The following is a 15599-nucleotide window of genomic DNA, read 5'->3' on the forward strand; positions in this document are numbered from 1 at the left end:
GGGGTCGACCCGGGAGGTAGTGGGGACCTCACGGGCCGGAAGGCTGGTTGACGTGCGCCACTATTCCGAGATCCGCGGGGAGCACACAAGGTCGACTTCAGGACGCGCGTACGGTCACGGAGCGCACGCCCGCGCCGCCCGTCGTTCGCAGGAGGGGCCAGGAAATTCGCATTGCAAACACTACGAGCGAGTAACCATGGGCAGAGGGTAAGGATCGCGCCTGGCTGGAAATCGACCATTCGCCGGGCGCGGACGGCCGTTTCGGCGATCCGGGCGGTCAACTCCGGTGGCGTTCACGGAACTCGCACAAGGGGCGAGCCCCCGCACGGCTGTCGCGTGCGGGGGCTCGCCCCTTGCCGAAGTGCCGGGTGCTGTCCGATGCCGGTGGAGCGGATCAGAAGACGTGCACCCCGTAGGCGCTGAGCGCCTCGGTCACCGGCTGGAAGAACGTCGTACCGCCGGAGGTGCAGTTGCCGCTGCCGCCGGAGGTCAGACCGTACGCGATCCCGCTGTTGGAGTAGAGCGAGCCGCCGGAGTCGCCGGGCTCGGCGCAGACCGTGGTCTGGATGAGCCCGTACACGATGTCGCCGCTGCCGTAGTTGACCGTCGCGTTGAGCGCGGTGACCTGGCCGCTGTGGATACCGGTCGTGGAACCACGACGGTAGACCGTGGTGCCCACGGACGGCGTGCCCGCGCTGGTGATGTCGACGCTGCCGACGGTGCCCGCCTTGGCGACCGACGAGTTCGTGTAGCGCACGAGACCGTAGTCGTTGGTCGGGAAGCTGGAGCCGGCGGTGGTGCCGAGCGTGGTGGTGTGACCCGAGTTGGACCACCAGGTGCCCGCGCCGTCGGTGCAGTGACCGGCGGTCAGGAAGTAGTAGTTCCCGCTGTTGTCCTGGACGTTGAAGCCCAGGGAGCAGCGCCAGCTACTCGCATAGATGGCGTCGCCGCCCGCGATCAGCTTGTTGAACTTGCCCGGCGTCCGCTTGATCGTGAGAGCGCCGGAGTTGCCCGCGGCCTGCCGCTTGATCTTCGCGATCTCGGCCTGGGAGACGGTGCTGTCGACGGTCACGACGACGCGGTTGGTCTTGCTGTCGACGACCCAGGCGGTGCCGGGGATGTCGGCCTTGAGCACCGAGTCGCTCGCGCTCTTGAGCTGGGTGGTGCTGAACGGGGTGGCGGCCGAGGCGCTCGCGTTGGGGAGGGCGATGGCGGCCGCGGCGACGAGTCCGGTGGAGACGGCGATCAGCCGGTTCCGTCTCGAGACGCCGCTGCGGGGGGTGGTGCGCTTGATCCTCACTTGTCGTTCCTCCACATGGGAAGTCGGGGGCCTTCGTGGGGTTCGGGCCCGTGAGGCGCAGCCAGGTGCGGGGCTCTCCGGATTCCGGATACGCCATGCCCCTGACAAGCACTGAGGGGGAGTATTCGGCCGCACCGCCGACAGGCGCAAGGGCGCCTTTCGGCCGTCAACCCTTGAACCAACCATGGGGGAATCTTTAGATACCGCGCCGACGCCCCCGAGCGCGCCGCACACCCCCGGACGGCGATGCCCGACGGCTCCCAACTCCCCCGCGCCCGACGGCGGTTGTGCTCGCACCGGAGAATCAGGCGGGTCCCGGCCGCGGGCCGGGGCGGCCGTGGTGGTCCGCGAAGGCGCACGGAGGCACCGGGGCGCGGTCGGGGACGACGGCCGCGCGCCCCTCGGGGCCGGGCACGACCGGTCACCCCGGACGGCGACGGTGGCCGCCGTTCCCGCTGGTGGCGTCGGCGAGGACCACGGACGGCCCCGGACGGCCGTCCGCCCCGACCGCGCCGGTCCCTGCGGCCCCCGACCGCCGAGGACGCAGACCGGCTCCCCGCCGGACCCGAGGGCGTGGCGCGATCACCGCCGCCCCGGAGCACACCGTCACGGCCCGCACGGCACACCCCCCACCGGCCGCCGCACCCCTCCCCCGCGCCGACCGACGCGTGCCGCAGGGCGCGGGCGCCCGCTCCCCGTGACGGGCGCGAGGACCCGGCACGGAGGGTCGAAGTCGGCGCTCCAGCCGTCCCCTTCACCCATCCGCGCGACCAACCACCGTGATGCGCACGCCAGTCGGTCGCCGCCACCGCCGCCACGCCTCCGACCAGCCGGACTTCGCGACCGCGGGTCCGTCGCCCGCGCCCGGACCGCCGTCCGCGAACGTCGTCGGGCGGCCCCCGCCGGCATCAGGCGTCCGGCCCCCGGGGTGTCCGGAAGTAGACCGTCCGAATAATCCTCCCGTGCCCCGGTTGCAGCCCCCCGTCGCGGCCCTGATCAGCGCGTCTGTGCCGGTTCCGGCAACCCGAGATGTGCGCGCAGGGTGGTCCCCCGGTACCGCGTGCGGAAGGCGCCGCGCTCCTGGAGCAGCGGCACCACCCGGTCGACGAACTCGTCGAGCCCGCCCGGCGTGGGATCAGGGACGAGGACGAAGCCGTCGGCGGCGCCGTTCCTGACGAACCGGACGAGTTCCTCGGCGACGGCCGCCGGGGTCCCGACGAACGACGGGGTGCGGCCCGCCTCGATGACGGTCTCCCGGATGGACAGCCCCTTCTCCCGGGACAGCGCCCGCCACTTCTGCGCGAGCGCGACGGTGTCACCGCGCCCGGCCCGCCCCTGCGGGAGCGCCGGGTCAGGCACCGGGTCGATGTCGGGGAGCGGCCCTTCGGGGTCGTAGGAGGAGAGATCGGTGCCCCAGATCCGCTCCAGGGTGAGGATCGCTTGGAGCGGTGACACCTCGCGGCGTCTGAGGGCGGCGGCCCGCTCGCGCGCCTCGGCCGCCGTCTCGCCGAGGACGACGCCGACACCGGACATGACCCTCACGTCGTCGGGCCCGCGCCCGTGCCTCGCCGACCGGCGCTTCACGTCGGCGTAGCGGACACGCGCCTCCTCCAGGGTGCCGTGCCGGGTGACGACGACATCGGCGCGGGCGGCGGCCGACTCCCTCTCCCGCGGGGTGTTCCCGTCCTGGATCAGCACCGGATGCCCCTGCGGCGGACGCGGCACGGTGAACTCGCCCGCGATGTCGAAGTGCCGCCCCCGGTGCGCGAAAGGCCGCGCGGGCTCGTCGGGCGACGGCCAGGAGTCCCACAACTCCGCCGCCACCCGCTGGAGTTCGGCAGCCCTGCGGTCCCGCTCGGCGGGGTCGGGGCAGCCGCCGCGCCGGAAGTTCCCGCCGTCGCGCGCGTCGCCGGTACCGGTCAGGTGCCAGGCCGCGCGGCCGACGCTGAGATGGTCCAACGTGGCGAGTTCGCGGGCGAGTTCGTAGGGCTCGGTGAAGGACGCGTCGACGGTGGCGGCGAGGCCGAGCCGCTCGGTGACGCCGGTCAGCGCGGCGAGCACGGTGAGCGGCTCGGGCCGGCCGGCGACGTCCAGGTCACGCCCCCGCCCGGGGTGTTCGCGCGGCCACAGCCCCGCGGGCTCGGTGAGGAGCAGGAAGTCGAGGTGCCCGGCTTCGGCGGTCCGCGCGAGCCGCTCGTAGGCCGCGAAGTCGACCGGTGAGCGGGACGACGCCTCGGAGCGGGACCGGGAACGGAAGCGGGCGCCGGACTCGGCGCCGGTGCCCACCGGCGGTGCGGCCGTGGCGGCTGCGGGCAGGCACACCGCGAGATGGACGCGGCTGCGCGGTCGCGCGCTCATCGGACACCCCCGGTCACGAGGTGCTCCCCGCCGTGGCCGCGTACCGGTTGGCCGGCCTGGGCAGGTCGAGGTGTTCGCGCAGGGTGCTGCCCGGATAGAAGGTGCGGAACAGGCCCCGGTGCTGGAGCAGCGCCACCGTGCCGTTGACGAGCCGTTCCAGGTCGCGGCCCGGCTCGACGGGGACGAGGTGGAAGCCGTCGACGACACCGGCCGTGTGCCAGCGCGCGATCAGCTCGGCCAGGTCGACGGGACCGCCCCGGTAGAGCGGACCCTGCACGGTCTGCCGGGGGCCGCCTCCGCCGTGGCCGCGCTCGGCGGCGCGCTCGCCGTCCCCGAGGTCGACGAGCAGGCAGGCGAGGACCCGCAGCCCGTCCGGGTTCCGCCCGAACTCAGCAGCCGAGGCGCGCAGTTGATCCCGCACGGCGGCCGCCTGGGCCGGGCTCGCGGCCCGCACGAGGGCCACGTCGGCGTGGCGGGCGGCGACGGTCCTCGCGGCTTCCTCGGTGGCGTCGACGAGCCGCACGGGGTGGCCCTGCGGCGGGCGCGGCACCAGGGAGGGGCCCCGCACCGAGAATCCGGTGCCGGTGTAGTCGACGGGGTGCAGTCTGGCGCGGTCGACGAGCCGGCCGCCCGCCGGGTCCCCGGTCTCAGCGCCGTCCTCCCTGCTGTCCCACAACAGGGCGGCCACTTCGGCGACTTCACCGGCCTCCCGCCACAGCGCGGCGGCGGGCGCGGCGGGTCCGCGGCCGAACAGGCGGGCCTCGTCGTCGGTGCGCGACACGTCGATCCACCAGCCGGCCCGGCCCCGGCTGACCCAGTCGAGGGTGGCGAGCGCCGCCTGCACCCGGAAGGGCTCGGTGTGCGTGGTCGTGACGGCGGGCACCAGGCCGATCCTGGTGGTGGCGGTCGCCGCCCGGGAGAGCACGGCGAGCGCGTCAGGCCCCGGGCGGGCGAAGGAGTCGCCGAGGGTCACGAAGTCGAGCCCGCCGCGCTCGGCCAGCCGCGCCGACTCCAGGTGCCGGGCGCCGTCGTACGCGGCTTCGTGGTCGAGAGCCGCGGCCAGGTGCAGCAGCCCCCGGCCGTGCGTTGAGGTCATGGGGAACCTTCCGGGAAGACCACGGGACGTCACAGGACCTTGGACAGGAAGGCACGGGTGCGTTCCTGGGCCGGGGCGTCCAGCACGGCGGCGGGCGGCCCCTGTTCGACGATCCGCCCCTCGGCCAGGAACACCACCGTGTCGGCGACCTCACGGGCGAACCCGATCTCGTGCGTGACGACGATCATCGTGGTGCCGCTGCGCGCCAAGTCCCGCATGACGTCGAGGACTTCACCGACCAGTTCGGGGTCGAGCGCGGAGGTCGGTTCGTCGAACAGGAGCAGTCTCGGCTCCAGGGCGAGCGCGCGGGCGATGGCGACGCGCTGCTGCTGGCCGCCGGAGAGCCGCCTCGGGTAGGCGTCCGCCTTGTCGCCGAGGCCCACGCGTTCGAGCAGCCTGCGGGCGCTCTCCTCGGCCTCCTTCCGGGGCCGTTTCAGGGCGTTGACCGGCGCCTCGACGACGTTCTCCAGCGCGGTCAGGTGCGGGAAGAGATGGAAGTTCTGGAAGACGAAGCCGATCCGGGTGCGCTGTCTGAGCACCTCCCGCTCGGGCAGCTCGTACAGCTTGCCGCCGGAGCGCCGGTAGCCGATCAGTTCGCCGTCGACGCTGATCGTGCCCCGGTCCACCTTCTCCAGGTGGTTGACGGTCCGCAGCAGCGTCGACTTGCCCGAGCCGGACGGCCCGAGCACGACGGTGACCTCACCGGCCTGGACCTGGAGGTCGATGCCCTTGAGCACGTCGAGCGCGCCGTAGCTCTTGTGGACGGACCTGATGTCGACCATGACGCTCATCGTGGGCAGCCCTCGGAGTAGGGGGAGAGACAGGGGCAACGGGAGAAACGCGAGCAACGGGAGAGGCCGGGGCGGTGACGGCGGGACGGGCGGCGCGGTTCATGTCGTCCCGTCGCGGTCAGGTCCGCGCAGGAACTCCAGGACGACCCGGGCCGTCGCGTCGTTCTGCCGGAAGGCGGGTCCGCCGGTGCGCGGCCGGGTGAAGGCGCCCGGGGCTCGGGCGTCGGTGTACGGCCCGAGCGCGAACCGCCGGGGGTGCGGGCGCCCGTCCCGGTCGAGGACGCGCCCGTCGACGGGGTCGACGCGCAGCAGTCCGTCGGGCGTCTCGTCGGCGCCGTCGGCGTGCAGCGCGCGCAGCAGGCCGTCCCTGGCCCGTCCGAGCGTCGGTTCCGGCAGCCGCGCCTCGACCAGCGCGCGGGCCTGGACGACGGCGCCCGGCACGGAGGCACTCGACGCCCGGAACACGCCGTCCTCGGCGGTGACGACGGTGTCGGCGCCCAGGAACTTCACGATCCCGGCCCGGGACAGGGCGAGGAGCTGCCGCAGCCGGGGTCCCGGCGGTCCCGAGGCGAGGTAGCTGAAGAAGCCGTGCCACCAGGAGCCGATGCCGCCGAGCCGGATCAACTGGTTGTACACGGAGAGGAGTCCGAGGAACACCGCCAGGTCGGGGCTGTGGTCCGAGTCATGACGGCGCGTCAGGTCGCTTTCTATGTAGGCGCGCAGGCCGTCCTGGAGGTCCTCGAAGGAGTCGTAGCGCACGCCTCGCAGGGGGCGGTCGAGCGCCGTCAGGTCGAGGCGGTCGGCGGGGTCGGGCACGGCGGACGCCACCAGGGCCGTCCGTTCGGCGAGGCCCTCGGCCGCCGCGTACTTGGCTTCGAAGACGTCCCAGGCCACGCTGGTGCGCCCCGGGTGGACGTGGAACAGCCGGTGGTAGTGGGCGAACCCCAGCTCCTTCTCCACCAGGGGCCAGATGTCCTCGCGGAAGTCGAACCCGGCCGGCCTGGCGAGCAGTGCGTCGACCTGCTCGGGCCCGAAGAACCGGGGCAGCGGCGGCCGTTCGCCGGTCCAGTCGTAGCCGATCTTCGAGTGGTAGGGCACACCGCGCCGCGACCCGACGTACAGGACCGGCTCCTGCCCCGAGGGCAGATAGGTGTCGCCGTCGTAGCGCCCGCCGCGGCCCTCGGTGAGCAGCACCATCAGGTCGACGAAGGCCAGTCCGAAGCCGCGGACCAGGACGGACTCGCCCGCCGCGAGCGCGGACAGGTCGCTGTCCGCGGTGAAGTCGGGCGGCAGGTGGACCAGGCCGTGGGTGTCCGCGTAGGCGGCCAACGCGGCCTGCTCCTCGTCGAGTTCGGCGTCGAGGTGGCCGAGGGTGAGGACCACGAGGTCGGCGACGAGCGGGCGCGGACGGCCGTCGAGCCAGACCCGCTGGCGGCCCTCGGGCGCCCCCTCGACCCTGAGCGCGCGCCGGGCGTGGTGGTGGACGGTGACGGTGTCGGGCAGGGCGGCGACGGCCTGTTCGTGCACCCAGCTCAGATAGTCGCCCTGGGTGCGGCGGTCGGCGAACAGCCGGCCCTGGACGCCGGCCCATTCGTGCAGGGTGGGCCCCTCGCGCACCGGCCCGGCCATGGCCACCGTCTCGTCGGTGAACATGGTGACGTCCTCGGCGTGCGAGTTCATCCAGAGCAGCGGTGACTGCGCCTGCCGCCAGATCCGTCCGCCGCCCGGCGGGTAGGGGTCGACGAGATGGATGTCGAGGCTCGAACCGTCGTACAGCTCGGGCGCGTTGGCGGCTATGCGCTCGATCAGGCCGGTCCCCCGCGGGCCGGCCCCCACTATCACCAGGGTGGGCCTCATCGGGTGCGCTCCGTACCGCGCGCGTAGCGCTTCTCCACGTAGTACTGGCCCACGCTCAGCACCGAGGTGACGACGGTGTACCAGAGGGTGGCCACCATCAGCAGCGGGATCACCTGGTAGGTGCGGTGGTAGATCAACTGGGTGGAGAACAGCAGGTCGTTGACGGCGATGACGCTGACGATGGAGGTGCCCTTGAGGGCGCCGATCAGCATGTTCCCGGCGGGCGGCACGATGGCGCGCATCGCCTGCGGGAGGATGATCCGCCGCCAGCGCCGCCACCGGCTCAGGCCGAGCGCCTGGGCGGCCTCGATCTGGCCGGGGTCGACGGAGAGGATGCCGCCGCGCACCACCTCCGCCGCGTAGGCGGCCTCGTGCAGGGTGAGCCCGACGATCGCCACGGTCACCGGGCCGAGCAGGTCGACGGTCTTCACGCCGAACAGCACCGGGTACAGCGCGCCGATGTTGAACCAGAGCAGCAGCTGCACCAGGATCGGGATCGATCTGAACAGCCACACGTATCCCCAACTGACCGCGCGCAGCACGGGGTTGGCGGAGAGCCTGAACGCGGCGAGCAGGGTGCCGAGGCCGAAGCCGAGGACCATCACGACGGCGGTCAGCCAGAGTGTGAGCCAGAGTCCGCGCAGCACTGAGTCGGAGGTGAAGTAGGCGGCGACGACGTCCCATTGGAAGGCGTCGTTGCGCAGCACGGAGTCGACGACGAGGGCGAGCAGCGCGAGCACGACGACCGCGGCGGCCCACTGGCCGCGGCGGCGCTGCGGGACGATCGGCAGGACGTCGGCGGGCGGCGCGGTGACGGGGTCGTGGGCGAGGGTGTCGGAAGGCATGCGAAGACTCCGTGACGTAGGTCGAACACGGGTGGTGCCTTCACACGGACGCGCTCTGCGACGCGTCACGGCCGAGCCCCTCAGCAGGGCCGTCCGTCGACTGTACGGCGCCGTTTCCCCTCGCTGTCAAGGCCGTCCATGATGTGAGCGGTGCGTCTCATGTCGTTGACGTGGAACCGGAGACCTGTTCCACTTGGCCCATGCATCCACAGCAGTGGCTGGTCACGCGCTCCCACATCGACTTCGGTCGTGTGTGGTCCTCTTCCTGTTGAGCCGACCTTCCGCGCGCCCGGTCCGCTGACCGGGCGGACGCCTTCAGCGCACTTCTTCTCCGCCTTCACACGCGCACCCCTCCCCTCGCGCCCGCTCCTTTCTTCTCCCCTTCCAGGAGACAGCATTCATGCGCCCGCTCTCGCGCGCCCGCACCCGGCTCCTCGCCTCCTACGCCCTGCTGACCTCGGCCGCCCTGCTGCTCACGGCCTGCGGTTCGGGCGACTCCACCGACGCCACCGACACCACGGCCAAGGGCAAGGCGTCCGTGGCCAGGATCCCGACCACGGACGTGGTCTCCGACATCGGGAAGGACCCGGCGTCGGCGAAGCTGCTGCCCGCAGGCACCACCTCCCTGACCCTCGCGGTCAGCGTCGGCGGCAGCCCGCCAGGCACCACCTACCTCGACGACGGCACCACGCTGACCGGTGAGGACGTCGACTTCTCGCTCGCCGTCGCGAAGGTGCTCGGCATCCGGCTGAAGACCGAGCAGGCCAGCTTCGAGGCGATCCTGCCCGCCCTCGACAGCGGCAAGTACGACGTCGGCGCGAGCAACTTCGGGGTGACCGACGAACGGCGCAGGACGATCGACTTCGTCACCTACATCAACGACGGCCAGGGCTTCGCGACCCGCGAGGACAGCAAGCTCTCCAAGGTGACCGATCTCCGGCAGCTGTGCGGTCTGAACGTCGCGACGGGCGCCGGCACCACCTTCGAGGCCACCTTGGAGGAGAACAAGCACCTGTGCGCCGACGCGGGCAAGAAGGCGTACCGGGTGCAGACGTACAGCGAGCCGGGCGCGATCTGGTCCTCGCTCCAGCAGGGCCGCAGCGACATCGTGATGTCCACGATCAACGGGCTGCGGTACGCGGTGGCGCAGCAGACCGGCGTGAAGTTCCTCAACGAGTTCCACCGCCTCGACGTCGGCTTCGCGTTCAAGAAGGGCTCTCCGCTCGCCCCGGCCTTCCGGTCGGCGGTCGACAAGCTGATCGCTGACGGCGCGTACGCCAGGATCCTCAAGAAGTGGGGCACGACGGGCTCGGCCCTCACCGAGTCCAGGATCTCGCCTCCCGAACTGAAGAACTAACGCGCGAGCGCCGCCGTCCTGGAGTCGGCGCGCACCCCGATGACCCGGTCCATCAGGGTGCCGAGGACGTCCCGCACGGACCCCCGGTCCCGCGCGTCGCACTCCAGGACGGGCACCGTGTCGCCCAGCCGCAGGGCGTCGCGCACCTTCTCCGTGCCGTACCGCTCGGCGCCGTCGAAGCGGTTCACGGCGAGCACGAACGGCACTCCCCTGGCCTCGAAGTGGTCCACGGCCGAGAAGCTCTCCTCGATGCGCCGGGTGTCCGCGAGGACGACGGTGCCGAGGGCGCCCTCCATCAGGTCGTCCCACAGGAACGAGAAGCGGGCCTGGCCGGGCGTCCCGAACAGGTACAGGGCGATCGACGGGTCGAGGGTGATCCGCCCGAAGTCGAGCGCGACCGTCGTCGTGGTCTTGGACTCGACGCCGTCGAGGGAGTCGACGCCGACCGACACCTGGGTCATCGCGGCCTCGGTGCCGAGCGGCTCGATCTCCGAGACGGCCCTGATGAACGTGGTCTTGCCGACCCCGAGGCCGCCGCTCACCACGATCTTCACGGCGAGCGGCACGATCCTGTCAGAGCACCCGGACATGGTCCCTGGTCCTTTCGGGCGGCTGGAGCGACGAGCCTTGCGCCGTTCTGTACGGCTCGCGCGCACCGGGCGTTCAGCGCGCCGCGGCCCGCTCGACGGCGGGCGGCCCCGCCGCGCCCTCGGGGTGTGCGGCCTCAACAGCCGCAATCGCAGCCGCAGTCGCAGCCGTCACAGCAGTCGCATCCGTCGCAGCAGTCACCGCCGTTGCCGCAGCACTCGCAGCACTGGCAGCAGTCGCCGCAGTCACCGCAGTTGCCGCAGCCCTCGCAGGGACCCTTGCGCGGCTCCCGGCTCCAGGGGCTCTCGTACTCGCCGCAGCACAACTGGCAGGTGCAGGCGAGCCCGGCCCACACCGCGCAGCCCGCCAGCAGTCCGCGCGGCGGACGGGGCCCCCGCTCCGGCGGCCCCCACGGGCCGACGGGGCGGTCGGGGTCGCGGGGCGGCGCCTCGGGCTCCTTGGGCGCGGGACCGTGGGCGTGGGCGTGGGCGTGGCCGGCGCCGGTGCGGAAGGCGCGGTCGACGGAGGCGCCGAGTTCGTGCGCGAGCAGCCGGTGGACGAGCCCGGCGTCGGTGAACTCCGCGTCCCGCAGGGCGAGCCGGATGCCGTGCAGCGCGTCGCCCGCGATCCTGCGGGCCTCGGCGGGCGGGGTGCCGGTGGCGGTGAGCGGGTTCCAGGCGCCCGACGCGGCGTCGGCCTCCCTGTCCTCCACGGCGTCCAGCAGATGGGCGAGACGCCCGAACAGGCGTCCGGCCTCGGCGAGCGGCGCCGCGTTCTCCGGCCGCCCGGCCAGCAGCGCGGTGTGCGCGAAGGCGGCGGCGGTGGCGGTCTCGGTCGGCTCGGTGACGGTCAGGATCGGCGTGCCAGGACCGGCGAGGGACTCGACGCCGAGCTGCCGGTCCACGGCGTCGACGAGCACCGCCGTGTCGAAGCCGACGGCGCTCCCGGTGCGGGCCCCCGCGGCGTCCCAGCCCGCGGCCACCCGGCGGGCGGCGGCGGCGACCGGACGGCGGGCCAGCAGCCCGTCCCCGTCGGCGACATGGTCGCGGACCTTCGCCGAGGCCAGCACCAGCGAGACGGCGGCGGCCAGCCTGGCGCCCTCGCCCCGGGCGACGGACGCGGTCCGCATCCCGCGCAGCGGACACGGCCCGGCCGTCCGCCGCCTCTGTCCGCCGTCCCGTTCGGCCTGAGCCTCCGTCAGGACCGAAAGGAGAAGCCCGTCGTAGTTCGTCACGATCCGGGCGAACTGTCCGTGGTCCGCGCGCAACGCGAGGCAGAGCCCGCACAGATGCGCCGTCCACTGAGCGGTGAGCCGCTCGCCCAGCCGATGACGGCAGGGTCTGATGATTCCGAACATGCCGATTTCCCCCCGGGCACACAGGACATCCGACGATCCGATCGAGCGGTGAGCCGGGGTCGCGCGAGCACCGTCCGTTCACCCGAACGCCCCGCCCGTCACCCGTCCGCCGTGAAGAATCATATTTCACTCACAGTCAGCAGCGGTGTAGGACAGGACCCTTGGGGCATCCGGCCTCTCGACGTATTCGCTGTGCACCAGTACCGTCACAAACCCCCCGCGCGGCGTCTAACCACTTGGCACGCCGTCCGCATCATGGATGACCATAGGGATGCGGAAAGCAAGAAAGACCGCTGTGAGAGGAGGCGTCCATGGGATCGGTACGCAAGGCAAGTGCCTGGCTTGGCCTCGTCGACGACAACGATGACGAGCGTTACTACGACGACGACTACTCCGATGGGACCGAGCAGCCCAGGGATGCCTGGGTCACCGACCCCCGGGTCCAGGTGGCCACGGACGTCGCCGAGGAGAAGGGCCGCCGGATCGGCACGGTCACCCCGGACAGCTTCCGGGACGCCCGCGCCATCGGCGAACTCTTCCGCGACGGCGTCCCGGTCATCATGAACCTCACCGCCATGGAGGCGACCGACGCCAAGCGCGTCGTCGACTTCGCGGCCGGGCTCATCTTCGGGCTGCGCGGCTCCATCGACCGCGTGTCCAACCGCGTCTTCCTGCTCACCCCCGCCGACACCGAGATCGTCAGCGGCGAGGCGGCGGCGCACCGCACCGACGGCTTCTTCAACCAGAGCTGAGGCAGGGCCGCTCACCGGCCCTGCCCCGCGCAGGGTTCACCGGAAGGCGTCGAGCCCGGTGAGCGCCTTGCCCAGCACGAGCTGATGCATCTCGACGGTCCCCTCGTACGTCAGCACCGACTCCAGGTTGGTGGCGTGCCGCATCACGGGGTACTCCAGCGAGATCCCGTTGGCACCGAGGATCGTCCGCGCCGTGCGACAGATCTCGATCGCCTCCCGGACGTTGTTGAGCTTGCCGAAGCTGACCTGCTCGGGACGCAGGCGGCCGGCGTCCATCCGCCGCCCCAGATGATGGGCGAGCAGAATCCCCTTGTGCAGCTCGACCGCCATGTCGGCGAGCTTGGCCTGAGTGAGCTGGAAGCCACCGATGGGCCGGCCGAACTGCTCCCGTGACGTCGCGTACTCGACGGCCGTCTCGAAACAGCTGCGCGCGGCACCCATCGCGCCCCAGACGATGCCGTAGCGGGCGTGCGACAGACAACTCAGCGGCCCCCGCAGCCCCGTCACCCCGGGCAGCACGGCGTCATCCGGCAACCGGACGCCGTCGAGGACGAGTTCGCTGGTCACGGAGGCCCGCAGCGACCACTTGTGCTTGATCTCCGGAGCGGAGAACCCGGGCGTGTCCGTGGGGACGACGAACCCGCGGATGCCGCCCTCGGTCTGCGCCCAGACGACGGCGACGGCGGCCACGGACCCGTTGGTGATCCACATCTTGCGTCCGTCGAGGACCCAGTCGGTGCCGTCGCGCTTGGCGTACGTGCGCATGGCGGCGGGGTCGGAGCCGTGGTCGGGCTCGGTCAGCCCGAAGCAACCGATGGCGTCACCCGCGGCCATGCGGGGCAGCCAGCGCAGCTTCTGCTCCTCGCTGCCGAAGCGGTGGATCGCGTACATGGCGAGGGAGCCCTGCACCGACACCAGGGACCGGATGCCGGAGTCCGCGGCCTCCAGTTCGAGGCAGGCGAGCCCGTACTGGACGGCGCTGGCGCCCGCGCAGCCGTAGCCGCTGAGCGACATGCCGAGGGCGCCGATCGCGCCGAGTTCTCTGGCCAGTTCGCGGATCTGCGGCAGCTCGCCGTCCTCGTACCACCGCGCCACGTGCGGAACGACCCGATCCGCGGCCCAGGCCCGCACGGTGTCCCGCACGGCGAGGTCCTCCACCTCCAGGAGGTCGTCGATCCCGAGCGGATCGGCGGGATCGAACGGGGGCAACTTCGGGGACGCGGCCATGCTCCACCCTCCGACAAAACTAGCACCGCTAGCCACGGACACTGGTCCCGACGTTACGACGGGGGGAGCGGGGAGTCCAGCGAGGACGGGGCCGAGGGGCGGGCTTGCGGGTGTGGGTGGCGCTGTCGAGTGAGCCGCGGTCGCCGATGGCGCTGAGCCCCGGCGGGCGAGGGTGACGACTCAAGTGACAGCAACGCACGCCCCGCACCCGCCGACCACGCGCAGCAGCGGCCAGGCGACGCCCGGCATCCAAGTGACCGCCGCGGGCGGCGCGTGGGTGGGCGAGCCCCGCCCTCACCGCCCCCCGCGCCCCACCGACTCCGCGGGCACCGACCCCCCGCTCGCGGCAACCCGCGCCGCGTCCCGAGGCCCAGGCACCCCCGCGACCTCGGCTCCCGGCACCTCACCCCCTGTCACTTCACCGACCGTCACGCCCGCCACCGTCACGTCCCCGTCCGCCTCGCACTGCATGGCCCGTGGCAGTCGTAGTGCCATCGCCGCGCCCAGCAGCAGCAACCCCGCGCTCACCAGCAACGTCACATGCAGCCCGTGCACGAAGGAGTCGCGTGCCGCCGCTCGCAGGGCGGTTCCCGCCGGGCCTCCGAGCCGGCCGGCGATGTCGTACGCCTCGCCCAAGGAGTGGCCCGCCGAGGCGGACGCCGCCGCCGGGACGCCGGCCACGGACGTGAGTCCTGGCGCGTACGCCGCGTTCATCACGCTGCCGAGGAGCGCGATCCCGATCCCGGCGCCGAGCTGGTACGACGTCTCGCCGATCGCCGCCGCCCCGCCGGCCTGCGCGGGTGGCGCCTCGCTCAGCATCGACTCGTACGCCCCGAACAGCGTCGTCTCCAGGCCGAACCCGAGCAGCAGGAACCCGGACAGCAGGAGTCCCGGGTTGTCGGAGCGGCCCATCGCGGTCAGCACCAGCACGGAGCAGGCGGTGAGGCAGAACCCGAAGCACACCATCCGCCGCGGCCCGAACCGCCGCAGCGCCCGCGCCCCCGCGAGCCCCGCGGCCATCGCCGCGAACGTGAGGGGGAGCAGGCGCAGGCCGGTCTGGAGGGGCGAGAGGCCGAGGACGAGTTGCAGGTACTGCGCGGCGATCAGTTCGAGTCCGACCAGCGCGAGCATGGCCAGCACGATGCAGCCGACGGACGTGCTGAACGCGGGCCGCGCGAACATCCGCAGGTCGACGAGGGGGTGGGTGCGGCGTCGTTGCCGTCGCACGAAGAGGATCAGCAGCGCGGCTCCCACCACGAGCGGCGCGAGGGTGTACGCGCCGGCCACCGCCTCACCGCCGCCGAGCCGTTTCACGCCGAAGACCACGCCGAACAGCCCGCCTGCGGCCATCAGCGCGCCGACGACGTCCCACGGCCCGTCGACCGTGCCGCGCGACTCGGGCAGCACCAGGCGGCCCACGGGGAGGCTCACCAGCATCAGCGGGATGTTGACGAGGAAGACCGAGCCCCACCAGAAGTGTTCGAGGAGGAACCCGCCGAGCAGCGGTCCCGCCGCCGCGCCGACCGCGGCGACCGCGCTCCACACGCCGATGGCGACCGCCCGTTCGCGCCGGTCGGGGAAGACCTGGCGGAGGATCGACAGCGTGGCCGGCATGATCATGGCGCCGCCGACTCCGAGCAGCGCGCGGGCCATGATCAGGAGCTGCGGGTCGTGGGCGAGGGCGGCGATCCCGGAGGCGACGCCGAACAGGGCGTAGCCGAGGAGCAGGATGCGCCGCCGGCCGACCCGGTCGCCGAGCGTGCCGAAGAGGATCAGCAGCGAGGCGCAGACCAGGGGGTAGACGTCGACGATCCAGAGCAGTTCGATCGCGCCGGGCTTGAGGTCCTCGGTGACGGCGGGCACCGCGACGTGCAGCACGGTGGCGTCGACCGCGACCAGGAGCAGGCTCACACAGAGGACGACGAGGACGACCCAGCGGTTGGCACCGGCCCCGGCCGCCCGACGGCGCGGCGCTGCGGCGGCCGTGGTCGTCCCGGACATGTACGTACCTCCCAGATTCCCTCGCGTTCGGCGGGCTCGCGGGGTGGGGACTCCCGGTGACTCGGCCGGA

General features: G+C 72.7%; 12 protein-coding genes. 2 read left to right on the forward strand and 10 right to left on the reverse strand.

Annotated elements, in window-relative coordinates; genetic code table 11:
* Window positions 1-394: 394 nt before the first annotated feature.
* From DDJ31_RS08240 to DDJ31_RS08265, 6 genes are all read right to left on the reverse strand, one after another.
* Window positions 395-1300, reverse strand: coding sequence for a S1 family peptidase (locus tag DDJ31_RS08240; protein WP_127180942.1), 906 nt, complete (start codon window positions 1298-1300; stop codon window positions 395-397).
* 996 nt (window positions 1301-2296) lie between these two features.
* Window positions 2297-3658: an NtaA/DmoA family FMN-dependent monooxygenase gene (locus DDJ31_RS08245; RefSeq protein WP_127180941.1), complete on the reverse strand. Its 1362-nt coding sequence runs from the start codon at window positions 3656-3658 to the stop codon at window positions 2297-2299.
* Between the two features lie 13 nt (window positions 3659-3671).
* Window positions 3672-4754: an LLM class flavin-dependent oxidoreductase gene (locus DDJ31_RS08250; protein ID WP_127180940.1), complete on the reverse strand. Its 1083-nt coding sequence runs from the start codon at window positions 4752-4754 to the stop codon at window positions 3672-3674.
* Window positions 4755-4783: 29 nt separating this feature from the next.
* The gene (locus tag DDJ31_RS08255; protein WP_127180939.1) at window positions 4784-5545 is read right to left on the reverse strand and encodes an amino acid ABC transporter ATP-binding protein; all 762 of its coding nucleotides are present in this window, start codon (window positions 5543-5545) and stop codon (window positions 4784-4786) included.
* A gap of 99 nt (window positions 5546-5644) precedes the next feature.
* Window positions 5645-7402 carry an FAD/NAD(P)-binding protein gene (locus DDJ31_RS08260; RefSeq protein ID WP_127180938.1) on the reverse strand — a complete coding sequence of 586 codons (1758 nt, stop codon included), beginning with the start codon at window positions 7400-7402 and terminating at the stop codon, window positions 5645-5647.
* Window positions 7399-8247: an amino acid ABC transporter permease gene (locus DDJ31_RS08265; RefSeq protein ID WP_127180937.1), complete on the reverse strand. Its 849-nt coding sequence runs from the start codon at window positions 8245-8247 to the stop codon at window positions 7399-7401. Before DDJ31_RS08265 ends, DDJ31_RS08260 begins: the two co-directional genes overlap by 4 nt.
* 400 nt (window positions 8248-8647) lie before the next feature.
* Here DDJ31_RS08265 and DDJ31_RS08270 point away from each other — a divergent pair, with 400 nt between their 5' ends.
* Window positions 8648-9604: an ABC transporter substrate-binding protein gene (locus DDJ31_RS08270; RefSeq protein WP_127180936.1), complete on the forward strand. Its 957-nt coding sequence runs from the start codon at window positions 8648-8650 to the stop codon at window positions 9602-9604.
* On the opposite strand, the gene DDJ31_RS08275 is transcribed toward DDJ31_RS08270, so the two are convergent.
* Window positions 9601-10194: a GTP-binding protein gene (locus DDJ31_RS08275; RefSeq protein WP_127180935.1), complete on the reverse strand. Its 594-nt coding sequence runs from the start codon at window positions 10192-10194 to the stop codon at window positions 9601-9603. The genes DDJ31_RS08270 and DDJ31_RS08275 overlap by 4 nt on opposite strands.
* A 134-nt stretch (window positions 10195-10328) precedes the next feature.
* On the reverse strand, window positions 10329-11549 hold the full coding sequence (locus tag DDJ31_RS08280; RefSeq protein WP_127180934.1) for a DUF5685 family protein: 1221 nt from the start codon (window positions 11547-11549) through the stop codon (window positions 10329-10331).
* Between the two features lie 311 nt (window positions 11550-11860).
* Between DDJ31_RS08280 and DDJ31_RS08285 the strand changes: the two genes are divergently transcribed.
* Window positions 11861-12301: a cell division protein SepF gene (locus tag DDJ31_RS08285; protein ID WP_127180933.1), complete on the forward strand. Its 441-nt coding sequence runs from the start codon at window positions 11861-11863 to the stop codon at window positions 12299-12301.
* Window positions 12302-12337: 36 nt separating this feature from the next.
* On the opposite strand, the gene DDJ31_RS08290 is transcribed toward DDJ31_RS08285, so the two are convergent.
* Together DDJ31_RS08290 and DDJ31_RS08295 are read right to left on the reverse strand one after the other, a co-directional pair.
* Window positions 12338-13528, reverse strand: coding sequence for an acyl-CoA dehydrogenase family protein (locus DDJ31_RS08290; RefSeq protein WP_127180932.1), 1191 nt, complete (start codon window positions 13526-13528; stop codon window positions 12338-12340).
* 294 nt (window positions 13529-13822) lie between these two features.
* Window positions 13823-15529 (reverse strand): MFS transporter, encoded by a 1707-nt coding sequence (locus DDJ31_RS08295; protein WP_127180931.1) that lies wholly within the window; start codon window positions 15527-15529, stop codon window positions 13823-13825.
* Between the last annotated feature and the right edge of the window lie 70 nt (window positions 15530-15599).

This window comes from Streptomyces griseoviridis, assembly GCF_005222485.1.
Taxonomy (GTDB): domain Bacteria; phylum Actinomycetota; class Actinomycetes; order Streptomycetales; family Streptomycetaceae; genus Streptomyces; species Streptomyces hintoniae.